Here is an 18,009-nt window from a genome sequence, read left to right on the forward strand (position 1 = left end):
TTAATTGATAAAAAATAAGTCTGTTAGTTCGTTAGTACATTAGTGAGCTTTGGTTAAATAACGTTGGAATAAGCCGATACAAACTGCGCCGCCCACAATGTTGCCCAACGTTACGGGAATTAAATTCTTCACAATGAAATGATAAAGATCTAAGTCTGCATATTTCATTGGATCCACACCTATTTGTTGCCAAAATTCTGGTGTACTAAAATGTGCTGTAATAATGCCAAGCGGAATCATAAACATATTTGCCACACAGTGTTCAAAACCTGATGCCACAAATAAGCCAATTGGCATAATCATAATAAATGCTTTGTCTGTAACAGTTTTACCGGAATAAGACATCCATACCGCTACACACACCATAATGTTACATAAAATACCAAGGTTAAATGCTTCAAACCAAGTATGATGAATTTTATGTTGCGCGGTTGCCAAAATGGTTAAACCCCATTGACCACTTGCTGCCATGGTTTGTCCCCCAAACCAAATCACTGCAGCAATAAATAAACCGCCCACAAAGTTGCCCAAATATACCACAATCCAATTTCGGATCATTTGAGTTGTGGTTATCTTACCGCCTACGCGGGCAACTAAGGTTAAAGTAGAAGAGGTGAATAATTCAGATCCTAAAATCACCACCATAATTACGCCTAAAGAGAAGACTAATCCACCTACTAACTTGGTTAATCCCCAAGGCGCACCAGCGCTCGCTGTTTGAGTTGTCGTATAAAATACAAAGGCTAAAGCAATACAAGCCCCAGCACTAATACCAGACATGAATGATAAAAATGGACGTTTTTGCGCTTTATACGCAGCGACGTTTTCAGCATAATCCGTTGCTTCAACTGGTGTGAGAGCAACAGAAGATTGATTTAAATTTTCTGATGCCATATCTTACTCCAAATAATTGATTGATTATTTTTATACTTCAACATAGGTATTTTGATACCTATCGTCATTCTACTCTCTTAAAAAACCTTTGCAAGAAATCCCCTACTTATTTCAAAAAAATTTGATATTTTGCAAGTTTTGGTAAATTTTATCTTCAAATACAAAAAAAGCGAGATATCACTATCCCGCTTTTTATATATAAATAACGCAGATTAAAACGCAATACGATCGCGATTTTTCTCTAACGTTGCTTTACCAATGCCTTGTACTTCAAGCAATTGCTCTGCCATAGTAAAATTACCGTGTTTTTCACGATACTGCACAATGGCTTCTGCTTTTTTCGCCCCAATACCAATCAGTGCTTTTTGAATGTCTGATGCGCTAGCGGTATTGATATTTAATTTATCACTCACTGCTTGTTGTGTAGTTTGTGATGCGGTTTGTTGCTGAACTTGCGCTTGAGGTTGAGCCTGTTCAGCCACCTTTTCTTCTGCAAACACTTGCGAGCTCAACATTGTGGTCGCAACAAATAATGAACTAAATAAATGTTTCATCAATTTCATAAAAATGTCCTTTATTAACAAAAAGTACCGTTGATTCATATCAACAGCGACATTTTTAAGAAACACCCAAAACACGCAAGAAATTGACCGCACTTTTGCGATCCTGATCGCAAAAATCACATTTAAGTAAATGAAAAAACGACCTTAGCGCACCACCACTGCCGTGCCACTTGCAATCACCATAAACATGCTTTTCGTGCCCACTGTTGTGTAGTTAACTTCCACGCCAACAATAGCATTAGCACCCAAGGCATAGGCTTTTTCTTCTAGTTCTTTCAACGCATCTTGACGCGCACGACTAATACGACGCTCATAAACACTAGAACGCCCACCAATCACATCCGTAATGCCAGCAAAAAAATCACGCATGAAATTGGCACCCGCAATCACCTCACCGAAGACGACTTGTTTATATTCTACGATTTGTTTCCCTTCAACATTAGGGGTTGTTGTCACAATCATTTTGTATCCTTAAATTCTCGTTAAAAATTAACCGCACTTTAGACGCTTAATTTTGATTTTAAAATAGCTAATGCCTTCGCACGATGAGAGATTTTCTTTTTCTCTACGGTTTCTAATTCTGCAAAAGTACAGCCTTTTTCTGGGCTAAAAAAGAGCGAATCATAACCGAAGCCATTTTCACCTTTTTCTTCATAAATGATATTCCCTTCACATTCACCTTGAGCAATGATTGGAGAAGGATCACTTGGGTGTTGCAATAACACAATCGTACTCACAAATTTTGCTTGGCGACGTTCAGATGGAACATCAGCTAATTCTGCCAGTAATTTTTCACGATTTTTCGCATCAGCTTCATTACCATCTACACCCGCATAGCGTGCAGAATATAATCCAGGTGCACCATTTAACGCATCCACCACGAGACCAGAATCATCCGCTATTGCCGGTAAACCTGATTTTTCAGCTGCATAGCGTGCTTTAAGGATCGCATTTTCGACAAACGTTAAGCCCGTTTCCTCTGGACTTTCGATGCCTAAATCCGTTTGAGCAATCACTTCAAAACCGAAATTGGCTAATACATCCGCCATTTCTTTTACTTTGCCTTTATTGCCCGTGGCAAGCACAATTTTTTGCTTCATGATTCTGTCCCTCATATCAAATATTGTCTTATTTTAGCACCTCACCAAAAATTTTCGGAATAAATATTGACTTTAACCTTAGGTCAAAGTTTATGATTGGTACTCATTCAGTTATCACATAGGAGAAAAACATGAAAAAACTTATGACTTTTATCACACTTAGCGCTGCTGCAGTTTCAATTTATGCCCAAGCTAATGAACAACCGCATCAAGCACACATGAATATGCCAATGTCGACAGATTCTGCAATGCAACAAGAATTGATGCAAGGTATGAGTCAAATGCATCAAGACATGATGGCAGCTGCGCAATATAAAGATCCTGATGTTGCTTTTGCAGCAGGTATGTTGCCACACCATATTGGCGCAGTAAAAATGGCGGAAGTTGAATTAAAATACGGAAAAGATCCTGAGATGCGTAAGCTTGCTGAGAATATTATTAACGCTCAACAGGCAGAAATTGAACAAATGCAAAAATGGCTTAAAGTGCACAATAAAAAATAAAATAACACAAAAAAAGTGCGGTAAATTAACCGCACTTTTTTAATAGAATTAGTTTACTTCTTTTATTCGTAGCTCTTTTGGCACTTCAAAGAACATATTCTCTTCTAAGCCTTGAAGCTCTTCGATAGTATCGGCACCAAATTCTTTTAATCGAGCAATCACGGATTGCACCAACTCTTCTGGTGCTGAAGCCCCCGCAGTCACACCAATTGTTTCAACGCCTTCAAACCAATCTGCTGCCACATCATTTGGATCATCAATCAATTTTGATTTCACGCCCATACGTGATGCCAACTCAGCTAAACGGTTAGAATTCGATGAGTTTTTAGAACCTACAACAACCACTAAATCACATTGTTTTGCTAATTCACGCACCGCTTCTTGACGATTGGTTGTGGCATAGCAAATATCGTTTTTATGTGGGCCTTGAATAGCAGGATATTTGTCTTTCAATGCACTGATAGTTTCCGCCGTATCATCAAGAGAAAGTGTGGTTTGTGTCATAAAGGTTAAATCATCATTTTCTTGAACCGGCAAACGAGCAATATCTTCCACGCTTTCAATTAAGAAAATACCACCTTCAGCGTTATTATACTGCCCCATTGTGCCTTCCACTTCGGGATGCCCTTTGTGTCCGATCAAAATCGCTTTCGTCCCTTTGCGGCTCGCACGCGCCACTTGCATATGTACTTTGGTTACCAACGGACAAGTTGCATCAAATACTTTTAACTGACGATCTTTCGCTTCTTGACGAACGGCTTGTGACACACCATGAGCAGAGAAAATCACAATAGCGCCATCAGGCACTTCGCTCAGTTCTTCCACAAAAATCGCTCCACGCTCACGCAAACCATTTACCACGAAACGATTGTGCACCACTTCATGACGCACATAAATCGGTGCGCCATGAATTTCAAGCGCTAATTCAACAATGCTAATGGCTCGATCGACACCTGCGCAAAATCCGCGAGGATTGGCTAAAATTATCTTCATTTTTGACCGCTCTTTTTATCACCTTTAAAGGCATCTAATGCTAATAAACCCGCACCAATACAAATCGCAATATCTGCTACATTGAATACCGGATAATGATAAATATCCCAATAAAAATCTAAGAAATCCACCACAAAACCGTTGTACACACGATCTACCATATTCGCTAACGCACCGCCAATAATCAACGCATAAGCCGAGTTTTGTAATTTTTGTTCTGCAGAATTCTTTTTCATAAAGTAAGCCAGCATTAAAGAAATCCCGATTGCTAGCACGATAAAGAAATATTTCTGCCAACCATCATGCTCAGCTAAAAAGCTAAACGCTGCGCCATAGTTACGCACATAGGTTAAATTAAAAACGGGTAATAGGTTCACGCTTTCATAGAGATCAAAGCGTTGCACTACGATATATTTGGTCAGTAAATCAAGGATAAATGCGACCGCACTTAACCAAAGGAATGAAAGTCCTGTTTTATTTTTTGTCATAGGAAATTATCTGTCTTTATAAATGGACGATGATTTTAGCAACTCGAACAACCTTTATAAAGTAAAAGGCATCAAATCATAAAAGGCGAACACATTGGTTCGCCTTTCAATGTTAATTACTTTTTCTTCACCGGTCTTTGCCAACCTTGAATATGACGTTGTGGCACACGAGTAATCACAAGCTCATCTTTCTCAATATTTTGAGTAATCGTTGAACCAGCACCAATGGTTGCTCCATCTGCGACGGTAACTGGCGCGACTAACTGCGTATCCGATCCAACAAATACATTGTTACCAATGATTGTTTTAAATTTATTCGCACCGTCATAGTTACAAGTAATAACACCAGCACCGATATTACAGTTTTCACCTATTTCGGTATCACCGACATAAGTGAGGTGGTTTACTTTAGAACCTTTACCTACTGTGGATTTTTTAATTTCCACAAAGTTACCCACATGGGTTTCAGCGGCTAATTCAGCACCTGGACGTAAACGAGAGAATGGACCAATCGCTGCTTTCTCACCAATTGTGGCATCTTCTAAAACAGAGTAAGGCTTGATCTCAACATCATCACCAATGGTTACATTTTTCAATACACAACCCGCACCGATTTTTACACGATCACCTAAACGCACATTGCCTTCCACAATTACGTTCACATCAATTTCAACATCTTTACCGTGTTCTAATGTACCACGTAAATCAAAACGCTCAGGGTCAATTAACATCACGCCTGCAAGTAAAAGTTTTTCTGCTTGTTTACGTTGATAAAAACGCTCTAATGCAGCAAGTTGTAAACGGTTATTGGCACCTTCTACTTCCATAAATTCAGAGGCTTGAACGGCAGTAACCTGACAACCATCTTGATTTGCTAAACCAATCACATCCGTTAAATAAAACTCGCCTTGTGCATTGTTATTTTTCACACGAGAAAGCCAGTTTTTGAAATGTGCGCCATCTGCTACTAATACGCCAGTATTCACTTCTTGGATTTTTAATTGCTCTGCGTTGGCATCTTTTTGTTCTACGATCGCCACCACATTGCCATTTTCACGAATAATACGACCGTAACCCGTTGGGTTATCTAAATTGACAGTAAGTAATGCAATCCCATTTTCTGGTTTCGCTGCAATGAGTTTTTCCAATGTTTCTTTGGTCACTAATGGCGCATCACCATATAAAATCACAATATTTTCATCATCTTTGAAGAATGGTGCTGCTTGTTGAACCGCATGGGCTGTACCTAATTGTTCTGCTTGAACGACCCAGTTCACACTTTCATTTGCCAAACGTTCACGCATTAATTCGCCACCGTGACCATAAATTAAATGCACGTTTTCTGCACCTAATTGATTCGCCGTATCGATCACATGTTTTACCATTGGTTTACCTGCCACTTTATGCAAGACTTTAGGTAAATCAGAATACATACGAGTGCCTTTACCGGCCGCTAAAATCACCACGCTTAATGCTTTATTTGTCATAAATTCTTCTCTTCTTTATAAAAAATTTGGGCGTATTCTATCGTAGAATGGAGAATATGATAAGCCATTTAATTTTCATACATTCCTGACAAGACAAGATTGTATAAAAATCTCAAATCCTGTAAACTATCCTCCCGTCTTGATAGCTAATCATCTTTTTCTTTTATTTTTGGCCGCACTTTTCAGCATTCTGCACAAATTTGCATAAAAGATGATTGGCTATAATCATTTTTATCCCAACATTTTAGGTCTCTCACTATGGCTACAAATTATATTTTCGTTACAGGCGGTGTGGTTTCATCGTTAGGTAAAGGTATTGCTGCAGCATCATTGGCAGCAATTTTAGAAGCACGTGGCTTAAACGTGACTATTATGAAATTAGACCCTTACATCAACGTGGATCCGGGTACAATGAGCCCAACCCAACACGGCGAAGTATTCGTGACACAAGACGGGGCGGAAACCGATTTAGACTTAGGTCACTACGAGCGTTTTATTCGTACCAAAATGACAAAACGCAACAACTTCACCACAGGTAAAATTTATTCTGAAGTATTACGCAAAGAGCGTCGTGGTGATTATTTAGGTGCGACAATTCAAGTTATCCCACACATCACCAATGAAATTAAAGATCGCGTGATTGCCGGCGCACAAGGCCATGATGTGGTTATCGTGGAAGTAGGCGGAACAGTGGGTGATATTGAATCGCTTCCATTCTTAGAAGCACTTCGTCAACTTGCCGTACAAGTGGGCCGTGAGAATACTCTCTTTATGCACTTAACGTTAGTGCCATATATTCCAACGGCAGGCGAAGTAAAAACCAAACCGACACAACATTCTGTAAAAGAATTACTTTCAATTGGTATTCAGCCAGATGTGCTTATCTGCCGTTCAGATCGTATGATTCCACCAAACGAGCGTGCAAAAATCGCCTTATTCTGTAACGTACCAGAACGTGCGGTCATCTCATTAAAAGATGTGAATTCGATCTACCAAATTCCGGCATTATTAAAATCACAAGGTTTAGATGAATTCATCTGTCAACGTTTCCACTTAGACTGTCCTGAAGCTGATCTTTCTGAATGGGAACAAGTGCTTTATCAAGAAGCCAACCCTGTGGGCGATGTCACCATTGGTATGGTCGGTAAATACATTGAATTACCTGATGCCTATAAATCAGTGAATGAAGCCTTAAAACACGCAGGTTTGAAAAACCGTTTAAGCGTGCATATCAAATATATTGATTCACAAGATGTCGAAACCAAAGGCACTGAAGTATTGAAAGGCGTCGATGGTATTTTGGTACCGGGCGGCTTTGGCTATCGCGGTGTAGAAGGCAAAATCTTGACTGCAAAATATGCGCGTGAAAACAATGTTCCTTACCTAGGCATTTGTTTAGGGATGCAAATTGCATTAATCGAATATGCGCGCAACGTTGCTGGTCTTGAAAAAGCGAACTCATCTGAATTTGATCGCCACTGCGAACAACCAGTAGTTGGTTTAATTACAGAATGGCAAGATGCGGAAGGCCACATTGAAACCCGTGATGATAATTCAGATCTTGGTGGTACGATGCGTTTAGGGGCACAGCAATGTCATTTAATTGAAGGCTCAAAAGCGCGTGCATTATATGGCAAAGAAACCATTGAAGAACGTCACCGTCACCGTTATGAAGTGAACAATAATCTGCTTCCACAAATTGAAAAAGCGGGTCTTAAAGTGACTGGTTTATCTGCGGATCGTAAATTAGTGGAAATCATTGAAGTACCAAACCACCCATGGTTTGTTGCATGTCAATTCCACCCTGAATTTACGTCAACACCACGTGATGGACACCCATTATTCGAAGGCTTTGTCAAAGCAGCAAGAGAAAACCAGTTAAAAACTGAAAAGTAATTTACTGATAATTCAATAAACAAGTGCGGTCAAAAATCCTTGTGTTTTTGACCGCACTTTGTATTAATAAGGAATAATATCATCTGTGCCTTATTCACTCATTTAATAATGGATAACTAAAAATGAAACTTGCTGTTATTTTACCCGCATATAATGCAGAAAATTTTCTCACTGAATGTTTAGATTCATTGTTGAATCAAACCTTTAGTGATTTTTGTATTCTGGCAGTTAATGATGCTTCTACCGATAACACAGGTGACATTCTCGAAAGCTATGCGACAAAAGATGCTCGCTTACGTGTTTACCATTTACCACAAAACCAAGGTGAGCCTGCTGTAATGCAATTTGCCATGGATATGCTTAACTATATGAATGTTGAATATGTTGCACGTATGGATGCCGATGATATTTGTGTACCACACCGTTTTGAAAAACAAGTTCAATATTTAGATGAGCATCCCGAAATTGATATTTTAGGAAGTAATGCTCTGCTCTTTAATGATGGGCAAACTGATAAAGCGACTAAAGTGAGTACACTTCCTCTTTTAGATAAAGATATAAAAGCACATTTTTCTTTAGCTCGTGACAATATCATTAATCCCTCTTCAATGTGGCGACATTCTAGTATCAAAGCGCTCGAAATTAATTATGCCCAAACAGCTACTGCGCCCGATTTTCATATGTGGGTACAATGTGCATTACACAAAAAGACATTTGCGAATTTACCAGAACCCTTGTTGCTTTATCGGCTACACCCAGGGCAAGAAAGTAAAAAACAAGAAAAAATAAATGAAGCAGTTCAATACTCTATGGAGCTATGGATAAGTCATTTATTTCCAGAATTAACACCTAAAGAAGTCAGCCTATTAAGTCTTATACTACACGGGAAAACCATTAAATTACGCACTGAAGAGTTTGAAATCGCCTTTTCAGCTTATGACAAAGTTCGTTCAAATAATGAAATCTCACTATTTGGTGAAGATCGGGAAACGATGTTTAGTATTTTAGATGCGCATACACAATTCTTGAAAAAGCTTTTGTATCAAAGAACACAATAAAGCTTTTACTTCATCAGACTACTTCCCCAATCTAAATAGAATTGGGGAAATTTTTATCTGTTTTAATATCAAAGTGCGGTCATTTTTAGTCAAATTTTTTGCAATAACATCACCGCACTTTACATATCTAGCCTATTTATCAAAAATAGCTTCGACGGTTAATTCCTTGTAGTGATAGCCCTTTTCTTGAGTAAATTGCATTTCAAGTGAACCTAAATAGATAGCAAAACTTGGCGCATCAATTTTTAGTAAGTCTTTGCTGATTAGTTTAAGATCTGATTCCGCCAGTTTTTTCATTGAATCTAAATGATGTTGTTGAAAGACCTGTTTAATATGCTGATCCATATCGGTACAATATCTATCATGTTCTTCAACAAAACAAACTTCGGCTCGTTCTTTTGGCTCATTCTCTTCTTTTTTCGAGCTGTTATCGTCCACACGATAGAATTGATAGACTGGCACATGGATCCATTTTTTATACGAACTCACATCAATTGATGACCATTCAAACTCCGCTTCTCTAACCGGGCTATTTTGCAGAGCCATAATGTCGCTATCATTGATACGGAAAGAATGCTCATAAACATCCAATGAAATCAGTTCATTCGCTTTTTCACCATATCTTTGTACAAAGGCTTTTCGTTTATCCTCATAATTAGAGCCGTCATCAGCCCCTAAGTCCAAATGATGGACTAAATAATCAGATACATCATCTAATTCATTCCAATCTTGGCGTTCGTTTTCTGGCATATTTTCTAAACGACTTAAAAAATCCACATCATCACGAATTTTTCCTTGTCCATCAGATAAATTAAGCTTTGTGAGTAAATGCTCAAAACGTTCCGTTTGGCTTTGATAAGCAATTTCTTTGGGTTTCACCACCCAAGTCATGGCAAAAATTGCGGCCATTACAACGACAGAAATCAAACGATATTGACGAATTTTAGGGATGATTAAAATAGCATAAGCAATCGTAATCGCCGAGGCTAATGCCACTAAATAAATCCGTTGTTCAGTCCAAGCATAGGCACTAATTCGACGATCAATGGCCAACCATAACAATACAATTGGCACAATGGAAAGGTATGGGAAAAACTTAAAGAAACTGTCCCAATTTGCTTTAACACTAATACTACGTAAAGCGTAAACACCTAAGCCTCCAACTAAGTAAGGCAACGCAATATTCGACACCATACCTTTTGGCAAAGCCCCTGCTAAGATAATTTTGCCAACGTAAGCATAAAGTAGTGCAGTAAAAATCATCAAGGCGGGCGCTAAGATAAAATTCACTAAAATGTCAAAACTACGATTTAGCGTCATCTCTGTATTTTCTTGGCGCTGTTGAAAGACCAAAAAGAACAAAGGAAGGCAAAATGCAGTAATGGAGGAATAAAGATGCTTTTGAAACCATTCACCAAAATCAATGTTAAATAATGTACTGATTGAAGCCAAAATTGCAGCGACCAAACCAGAAACTAGCCCCCAGCCAGCAATGGATGAAGTGATGTAATATAGAGTCGTAAAATTACGATAAGTAAAGGCTTGATTGTTTCTGACAAATGGAAAGCCGAATAATATCAATAACACAATAAATTGAGCGCCCCAAAACTTAGGGCTATAGCCATAAAAATCAGCATTATCATTCACTTGCCAAATGATGAAAACAGTAATGAGAGGCACAATCCACGAAAAACGATACCATGAGTAAGGACGAGACAAATAAATAAAGGCAAGTAGCATCGGCTCAAATAGCCAATAAGCTAAATGATCTTTTTCTGAGTTCATATCCACAAACCAAATTCCAAGAGCAAACGCAGCAATCATGAAGATTTCAATCGGATGGGTAGATATCGCTGATTTTATTTGTATTTTAGTTTGCTGAAAAAAAGTCGAAAGAGACATAATGATTCCTTTTTCAATGCAACAAAGTCTCAATTAAGAATAAATAATGCGTCGTAAAATAATACGAAATTTCGCGCAACTTTAACCAACTTTTGAAGGCAATTCCACTGAAATAAAAGAAATAATTGGCGAAAAAGAGATAAAAACTTACCGCACTTTATTGAAAAACAAGATGCAGATCAAAGTGCGGTCATTTTTCCAAGACAAATTTCTAAATTTGCTTTATTATATCTCCGTTTTAGGTTCGCCTAACTAATTTTAATTAACTTTAAACAGAGGAAAACAAAATGGCAAAAATCGTTAAAGTCATTGGTCGTGAAATCATCGACTCTCGTGGTAACCCAACTGTAGAAGCTGAAGTTCATCTTGAAGGTGGTTTCGTTGGTTTAGCAGCTGCTCCATCAGGTGCATCTACTGGTTCTCGTGAAGCATTAGAATTACGTGACGGCGACAAATCTCGTTTCTTAGGCAAAGGTGTATTAAAAGCGGTTGCGGCTGTAAATGGTCCTATCGCAGATGCATTAGTGGGTAAAGAAGCGTCTAACCAAGCTGAAATCGACCAAATCATGATCGATTTAGACGGTACCGAAAACAAATCTAACTTCGGTGCAAACGCAATCTTAGCGGTATCTTTAGCAAACGCAAAAGCCGCTGCAGCGTCTAAAGGTTTACCTCTTTACGCTTACATCGCAGAACTTAACGGCACGCCAGGCGTTTACTCTATGCCATTACCAATGATGAACATCATCAACGGTGGTGAGCACGCAGATAACAACGTTGATATCCAAGAATTCATGATTCAACCAGTTGGTGCGAAAACATTACGCGAAGCACTTCGTATCGGTGCTGAAGTATTCCACAACCTTGCTAAAGTATTAAAATCTAAAGGCATGAGCACGGCTGTAGGTGATGAAGGTGGTTTCGCACCTAACTTAGCATCTAACGCTGACGCTTTAGCATGTATCAAAGAAGCTGTAGAAAAAGCAGGTTATGTATTAGGTAAAGACGTGACTTTAGCAATGGACTGTGCATCTTCTGAGTTCTACAACAAAGAAACTGGCAAATACGAAATGAAAGGCGAAGGCCGTTCATTCACTTCTCAAGAGTTCACACACTATCTTGAAGAATTAACCAAACAATACCCAATCGTGTCTATCGAAGATGGTCAAGATGAATCTGACTGGGATGGTTTCGCATACCAAACTAAAGTGTTAGGCGACCGCGTTCAATTAGTGGGCGACGACTTATTCGTCACTAACACCAAAATCTTAAAAGAAGGTATCGAAAAAGGTATCGCAAACTCTATCTTAATCAAATTCAACCAAATCGGTTCTTTAACTGAAACTTTAGCAGCAATCAAAATGGCTAAAGATGCAGGTTACACAGCAGTTATCTCTCACCGTTCAGGTGAAACCGAAGATGCAACTATCGCTGATTTAGCGGTTGGTACAGCAGCAGGTCAAATCAAAACTGGTTCTATGAGCCGTTCTGACCGTATTGCGAAATACAACCAATTAATCCGTATCGAAGAAGCATTAGAACGTGCTGGCACACCAGCTCCGTTCTTAGGTTTAAAAGCGGTTAAAGGTCAAGCATAATTTTTGCTTAATTTAATGTAAAATAGCACCGCACTTTGCAAAAAGTGCGGTGTTTTTCTATCTAATATTTAAAGGAAAGAAAATGTTACACTTAACCCTTGAAGATCAACTCTTTCTCGGTCAACCAAAACAAGTCGGCACACACTCAACTGTGCATGATCATCTAGCGGTGATGTTTGAAGATGACGGTGAAACGGGCTATTTTTATGCATTAGATATGCGTCAAAATGCGCAGCCTATTGTCGATTGCTTACATGTTTATAACGTCGATAACACTCGCAATCACCACGAGGCACGTAAATTAGAAATTTGCTGGGATGAAAGCGGTTATTTAGCCTTATTGCTTATTAACGGCTATCCGCATGCCGTATTTGATTTTGCTCATTTGATCGGCTATAACACCAACAAGCATCCTCAGCCTGACTTAATGAGCATGTGGACACACGAAGAAATCACCAATGAACGAGCAACCGCATGGCTTGGTGTGAATACCATTAAATAGGATTAACTATGCGATTTTACCGCGGTCTTCAGCCTTTCAAGGTCATGAGTTTTGATCTTGATGACACCCTTTACGATAACAGTGATGTCATTCGTTTGGCCGAAGAACGCTTTCTTCAATGTGTGCAAGAACACGCACAACTGAGCGATCTTACCTCAGAATATTGGCGAGAATGGAAATGGCAACTGGCAGAGAAAGATCCCTTGATTGCTGAAGATGTGATTGTCTGGCGTGTCGAAACGTTACGTAACTTACTGGCACATCATGGTAAAAATGCGGTTGAAATTGACCGCACTTTAGCGATTGCCATGGAAGAATTTATTGAATGGCGACATAAAATTGATGTGCCCACTGAAAGCATTGAAGTATTAAACCAGCTTAAAGAACGCTACCCGCTTAGTGTGATTACCAATGGTAATGTGATTGCAACACGCATTGGGCTTAAACACTTTCAGCTGAGTTTACGTGGAGGAGAACAAGGCAGAGCGAAACCTCATCAAGATTTGTTCCACCAAACCGCACATTATTTTGGCGTAAAACCGAGTGAAATTTTACATATCGGTGACAACTTAACCACGGATGTTCAAGGCGCTATTCAAGCTGGCTGCCAAGCTGTATGGATTAATTTATCTGGCAAAAACCTCAATTCATTTACTGAAGCAAGTGTTTTGCCTACATTAGAAATCAATCATTTAACTGAATTATTAACACTTTAACCCTATGATGAAAAAGAAAAATCAAGTTCTCGTCAGTCTTTCTATTGTGGCTTTATTGGGCGGCTGCTCAGAAGAGCAAGTTCAACGAGATGTTTATAACAGTCTTGAGGATTGTTTAGCCGATTGGCAAAAAATCGAATTATGCGAAGCTGACCAATCTAATGAAAATAACAGCAGCACGACTGCACATGCTGGCTCTGGCTCCTCTCTCTCGGGCAATTTAAATACTCGTCCAAGCAATAATAGTGAATGGTCAGAAGACAATCAGACCATTAAACAAACCTTAAATCCAGATGGAGCAACTCACTCTAGCAATTCAAGTAGCGCTGAAGGAACAAGCCACACGAGTTCTGCAACAGGAGAAGGACACGGCAGTATGGGTAGTGCGATTGCAGGTGCAGCAATGGGCTATATGATCGCGCGTACGATGGGCTCATTTTTAGGCCCTAGTTACAATCCAAGCAATCGCGCCGTTTCAACACCAACGGGGCAAGTTATCCAACCGCAAACTAATCGTTCTGTCGGTAAGCCTGTATTAGTAAAAGGCAATGCGGGTAGCACTTACAGCAAACCAGTTTCACGCGGTGGCTTTAAAAGCTCAAACTCAAGCAGTAACCGTAGCTCAGGCGGTTAAATATGAAACGAATCACGGGCTTTCCTACTCGCCCCAATATGGTGCAACAATTATTAGATGTGGGCTTTGATTACTATAATCTGCCTTCCTCTGACGGCTCGCATTATTGGTCGGACAATGTGGCATATGAATTTACTCTAGCTGAAATCGATCGTATTGAAGATGCCACCAACGAATTGCATGCGATGTGTATGGATTTTGTTGCCGATGAAGTGAAACAAGGTGATTATGCCTATTATCGCTTCACCGATTTACAAAAAAAACTGATTGAACAAACATGGGCTAAAAACGTACCGCACTTATATGGCCGTTTTGATTTTGGTTATGACGGCGAAAACCTCAAAATGTTTGAATACAATGCCGACACCCCTACTTCTCTGCTTGAAGCTGCTGTGGTGCAATGGCAATGGTTAGAGCAAATTGAAGGCTTATCGCATCGTGATCAATTCAATTGGATTCACGAAGAATTGCTTAATCGCTTTCAGTTTATTCAACAACAAACTGGGCTAAAAGATTTCCATTTTAGTGCCATGCAAGAAGCTGGGCGTGAAGATTGGGGCAATATCGATTACCTAGCAGATGTGGCTTACAACGCGGGTTGGCATATTCATCAACTTGCTATTGAAGACGTGGGTTACGATAAAGACAGTCAGCAATTCCTCGATCTGAATAATCAACCTATTGATTGTTTATTTAAGCTCTACCCACTTGAATGGATGACTACGACAGAATATGCACCACACATGCTTAACTCATCCACCACCTTTATTGAACCGGCGTGGAAATTACTATTAAGCAATAAAGTGCTATTAGCTAAATTATGGCAAAAGTACCCAAATCACCCATTATTACTACCAGCTTACTTTAGCAAGCATGATATTACCGATCGCCAATCGATATGGGTGAAAAAACCGACGTTAGGTCGTGAGGGCGCCAATGTTTCTTACTATGAAAAACGTAATGGTCTAGAATTTGCCGCCAAAGGCAGTGAGCATTCTGCCTTTTACGATCAAGCTGGCTACATCTATCAACAAAAATTTGAACTGCCAAATTTTGATGGCATGTACCCTATGATTGGTTCTTGGGTAGTGGGTGATGTGGCTTGTGGTATCGGATTGAGAGAAGATTTTACCCCAGTTACCGGCAATGATAGCCACTTTATTCCGCATTACTTTATAGAATAAAAACAACGCAAAAACTGACCGCACTTAATAGATAATAAGGAGATAAATATGTATCCATTTAGTTTTCAAAACCCTACTCGCATTGAATTTGGTCTCGATAAAGAAAAAGAGATGGGGAAATATATGCACGAATACGGTGCAAAAAAGGCCTTAATTATCTATGGCAGTGAGCGTATCAAACAATCCGGTTTATTTGAAGATGTGGCGAAAAGTTTGCGTGAGCATGGCATTGAATACATTGAATGTGGCGGGGTAAAAAGCAACCCTACAATCAGTAAAGTTCGTGAAGCCGTTGCAATGGCTAAAACCTTTGGTGCAGATAGTGTGTTGAGTATCGGTGGCGGCTCTTGCCTTGATAGTGCGAAAGCGATCGCGGCAGGGGCGTGCTATGAGGGTGATACTTGGGACTTCTTTAAAGGCACACCGGTACAAAAAGCATTAATGATTTTCGATGTGATCACCCTTGCGGCAACAGGCAGTGAAATGAACTGGGGCTCAGTCATTACCAATGAAGAAACACAGCAAAAATATTCGATTCATAGCAATCATTTATTCCCAAAAGTATCAGTCATTAATCCGAAATTACAAGCGACTGTCAGCCGTAATTATTTAGTGTATTCTGCTGCAGATATTATTGCTCATTCTATTGAAGCCTACTTCACAGCAGAATATCGCCCTGAAATTATTGATTTCTTGGTAGAAAGTAATATTAAAACCGTTATTCGTACGACTGAAATCTTGCTCAATGATCCACAAGATCTCAATGCACGTGGTGAATTTGCCTGGGCGGCTACACTTGCGTTAAATGGTTTAACGCATTTAGGTATCTCACCTTACGGTTTCCCAAATCATATGATTGAGCATTCCATGAGTGCAATTTCAGATGTGCCACATGGTGCTGGCCTTTCCGTGATTATGCCTGCGTGGATGCAATGGTATCAATTTCAAAGACCTGCTCAATTCAAACGTTTTGCTAAAGAAATATTTGGCTTAGACAAGGCTGAAGACGCTATCCTAGCCTTAAAAGCTTGGTTTGATAAAATCGGCACACCAACGAGTCTTGAACAACTTGGTATTGATGATGAAACCTTAGCTGAAATTATTGAAAATGCGGCTCAAACTGCAATCAGAGCGAAAGTGGAAAAAACGTATACTAAAGAAGCTATTGAAGCCATTTTCGCTTTAGCGAAGTAATCTCTCATAAAAAAGAGCGACCAAATTCACAAAACAATGGAATTTGACCGCTCTTTTTATATTCTCAATATTTCACTTTATTGAAAAGAACACAAAAAATAACCGCACTTTAGTTACCCAAAGTGCGGTTAATTTGAATTAAGTTTTAACGCTTAATTATAGTGAAGCTTGATCAACAGCCACACCAGCACCCATAGTTGTAGAGATGCTTACTTTCTTGATAAAGATACCTTTTGCAGTAGTTGGTTTTGCTTTGTTTAAAGCAGCCAATAATGCTTGAAGGTTTTCTTTTAATTGAACTTCAGAGAAGTTTGCTTTACCAATTGTTGTGTGGATGATACCATTTTTATCGTTACGATAACGGATCTGACCAGATTTAGCATTTTTAACTGCTTCAGCAACGTTTGGTGTTACGGTACCAACTTTAGGGTTTGGCATTAAACCACGTGGGCCTAATACTTGACCTAATTGACCAACAACACGCATTGCATCAGGAGAAGCGATAACAACGTCAAAGTTCATTTCGCCTTTTTTGATTTGCTCTGCTAAATCTTCCATACCGACTAAATCAGCGCCAGCTTCTTTAGCTGCATCTGCGTTAGCACCTTGGGTGAACACAGCTACGCGTACTTCACGACCAGTACCGTGTGGTAATACAGTTGCACCACGAACGTTTTGGTCTGATTTACGAGGATCGATACCTAAGTTTACTGCAACGTCAACACTTTCAACGAATTTAGCAGTTGCGAATTGTTTTAATAACGCGATTGCTTCGTTGATTTCGTATGCTTTAGTAGAATCTACGCCAGCTTTGATTGCTTTCATTTTTTTAGTCAATTTAGCCATCGTATTATTCCTCCACCACTAAGCCCATTGAGCGAGCAGTACCAGCAATTGATTTCATTTTAGTTTCGATAGTCGCGCCAGTCATATCTGCTGCTTTAGTTTCAGCGATTTGACGAACTTGATCTAAAGTTACTTTACCCACTTTATCTTTGTTCGGTTTACCAGAACCAGATTTGATACCTGCAGCTTTTTTCAATAATACTGCTGCTGGTGGAGTTTTAGTAATGAAAGTGAATGAACGGTCTGCATATACAGTGATAACAACTGGAATTGGTAAACCTTTTTCAATGCTCTCAGTACGAGCGTTGAATGCTTTACAGAATTCCATGATGTTCACACCTTGTTGACCTAATGCAGGACCAACTGGTGGTGATGGGTTTGCCATACCAGCTGCAACTTGCAACTTAACGTATGCTTGGACTTTTTTTGCCATTTTTTAGTTTCCTCTAAA

The 18,009-nt window shown here is 39.4% G+C and carries 19 protein-coding genes; 9 read left to right on the plus strand and 10 right to left on the minus strand.

The window, feature by feature from the left end; all coding sequences use genetic code 11:
• Positions 1-39 precede the first annotated feature (39 nt).
• From focA to rdgB, 4 genes are all read right to left on the minus strand, one after another.
• A complete protein-coding gene (gene focA, locus ADA56_RS06180) occupies positions 40-894 on the minus strand; it encodes a formate transporter FocA (protein WP_049369830.1) in 855 nt (284 codons plus the stop codon).
• A gap of 212 nt (positions 895-1,106) precedes the next feature.
• Positions 1,107-1,457, minus strand: coding sequence for a helix-hairpin-helix domain-containing protein (locus ADA56_RS06185; protein ID WP_049369831.1), 351 nt, complete (start codon positions 1,455-1,457; stop codon positions 1,107-1,109).
• A 144-nt stretch (positions 1,458-1,601) separates the two neighbouring features.
• Entirely contained in the window at positions 1,602-1,919 is a 318-nt protein-coding gene (locus ADA56_RS06190; protein ID WP_005698058.1) for a heavy metal-binding domain-containing protein, read from the minus strand.
• 38 nt (positions 1,920-1,957) lie between these two features.
• Entirely contained in the window at positions 1,958-2,557 is a 600-nt protein-coding gene (rdgB, locus tag ADA56_RS06195; protein ID WP_049369832.1) for an RdgB/HAM1 family non-canonical purine NTP pyrophosphatase, read from the minus strand.
• 131 nt (positions 2,558-2,688) lie between these two features.
• Here rdgB and copM point away from each other — a divergent pair, with 131 nt between their 5' ends.
• Positions 2,689-3,060, plus strand: a complete 372-nt coding sequence (gene copM, locus ADA56_RS06200; RefSeq protein WP_049357924.1) for a CopM family metallochaperone — start codon at positions 2,689-2,691, stop codon at positions 3,058-3,060.
• Positions 3,061-3,108: 48 nt separating this feature from the next.
• On the opposite strand, the gene ispH is transcribed toward copM, so the two are convergent.
• The 3 genes from ispH to glmU form a co-directional block, all read right to left on the minus strand.
• Entirely contained in the window at positions 3,109-4,053 is a 945-nt protein-coding gene (gene ispH, locus ADA56_RS06205) for a 4-hydroxy-3-methylbut-2-enyl diphosphate reductase (protein WP_049369833.1), read from the minus strand.
• Positions 4,050-4,541, minus strand: coding sequence for a signal peptidase II (lspA, locus tag ADA56_RS06210; protein ID WP_049369834.1), 492 nt, complete (start codon positions 4,539-4,541; stop codon positions 4,050-4,052). The genes ispH and lspA overlap by 4 nt, the downstream gene beginning before the upstream one ends.
• A 116-nt stretch (positions 4,542-4,657) precedes the next feature.
• Complete coding sequence (gene glmU / locus ADA56_RS06215; protein WP_049369835.1) at positions 4,658-6,028, minus strand: bifunctional UDP-N-acetylglucosamine diphosphorylase/glucosamine-1-phosphate N-acetyltransferase GlmU; 1,371 nt, start codon at positions 6,026-6,028, stop codon at positions 4,658-4,660.
• A 258-nt stretch (positions 6,029-6,286) separates the two neighbouring features.
• Between glmU and pyrG the strand changes: the two genes are divergently transcribed.
• Together pyrG and ADA56_RS06225 are read left to right on the plus strand one after the other, a co-directional pair.
• Positions 6,287-7,924, plus strand: a complete 1,638-nt coding sequence (gene pyrG / locus ADA56_RS06220) for a glutamine hydrolyzing CTP synthase (protein ID WP_049369836.1) — start codon at positions 6,287-6,289, stop codon at positions 7,922-7,924.
• Positions 7,925-8,046: 122 nt separating this feature from the next.
• Positions 8,047-8,982, plus strand: a complete 936-nt coding sequence (locus ADA56_RS06225) for a glycosyltransferase family 2 protein (protein ID WP_049369837.1) — start codon at positions 8,047-8,049, stop codon at positions 8,980-8,982.
• A gap of 132 nt (positions 8,983-9,114) precedes the next feature.
• Here ADA56_RS06225 and ADA56_RS06230 read toward each other — a convergent pair whose 3' ends face one another.
• Positions 9,115-10,884 carry a DUF4153 domain-containing protein gene (locus ADA56_RS06230; protein ID WP_049369838.1) on the minus strand — a complete coding sequence of 590 codons (1,770 nt, stop codon included), beginning with the start codon at positions 10,882-10,884 and terminating at the stop codon, positions 9,115-9,117.
• Positions 10,885-11,171: 287 nt separating this feature from the next.
• Between ADA56_RS06230 and eno the strand changes: the two genes are divergently transcribed.
• The 6 genes from eno to ADA56_RS06260 all read left to right on the plus strand — a co-directional run bounded on the left by eno (position 11,172) and on the right by ADA56_RS06260 (position 16,712).
• Positions 11,172-12,482 carry a phosphopyruvate hydratase gene (gene eno, locus ADA56_RS06235; protein WP_005627703.1) on the plus strand — a complete coding sequence of 437 codons (1,311 nt, stop codon included), beginning with the start codon at positions 11,172-11,174 and terminating at the stop codon, positions 12,480-12,482.
• 82 nt (positions 12,483-12,564) lie between these two features.
• A complete protein-coding gene (locus ADA56_RS06240) occupies positions 12,565-12,984 on the plus strand; it encodes a DUF2251 domain-containing protein (protein WP_049364766.1) in 420 nt (139 codons plus the stop codon).
• 8 nt (positions 12,985-12,992) lie between these two features.
• On the plus strand, positions 12,993-13,700 hold the full coding sequence (locus tag ADA56_RS06245; protein WP_049369839.1) for an HAD-IA family hydrolase: 708 nt from the start codon (positions 12,993-12,995) through the stop codon (positions 13,698-13,700).
• A gap of 7 nt (positions 13,701-13,707) precedes the next feature.
• Complete coding sequence (locus tag ADA56_RS06250) at positions 13,708-14,334, plus strand: hypothetical protein (protein ID WP_049369930.1); 627 nt, start codon at positions 13,708-13,710, stop codon at positions 14,332-14,334.
• Between the two features lie 2 nt (positions 14,335-14,336).
• Positions 14,337-15,518, plus strand: coding sequence for a glutathionylspermidine synthase family protein (locus ADA56_RS06255; RefSeq protein ID WP_049369840.1), 1,182 nt, complete (start codon positions 14,337-14,339; stop codon positions 15,516-15,518).
• Between the two features lie 48 nt (positions 15,519-15,566).
• Entirely contained in the window at positions 15,567-16,712 is a 1,146-nt protein-coding gene (locus ADA56_RS06260; RefSeq protein WP_049369841.1) for an iron-containing alcohol dehydrogenase, read from the plus strand.
• A gap of 156 nt (positions 16,713-16,868) precedes the next feature.
• Here the strand turns inward: ADA56_RS06260 and rplA are convergent, their stop codons facing one another.
• Positions 16,869-17,558, minus strand: coding sequence for a 50S ribosomal protein L1 (rplA, locus tag ADA56_RS06265; RefSeq protein ID WP_005695230.1), 690 nt, complete (start codon positions 17,556-17,558; stop codon positions 16,869-16,871).
• Between the two features lie 4 nt (positions 17,559-17,562).
• The gene (gene rplK / locus ADA56_RS06270; RefSeq protein WP_005695228.1) at positions 17,563-17,991 is read right to left on the minus strand and encodes a 50S ribosomal protein L11; all 429 of its coding nucleotides are present in this window, start codon (positions 17,989-17,991) and stop codon (positions 17,563-17,565) included.
• Between the last annotated feature and the right edge of the window lie 18 nt (positions 17,992-18,009).

The organism is Parahaemophilus parainfluenzae, from assembly GCF_001055095.1.
In the GTDB taxonomy this organism is placed as follows: Bacteria; Pseudomonadota; Gammaproteobacteria; order Enterobacterales; family Pasteurellaceae; genus Haemophilus_D; species Haemophilus_D parainfluenzae_Z.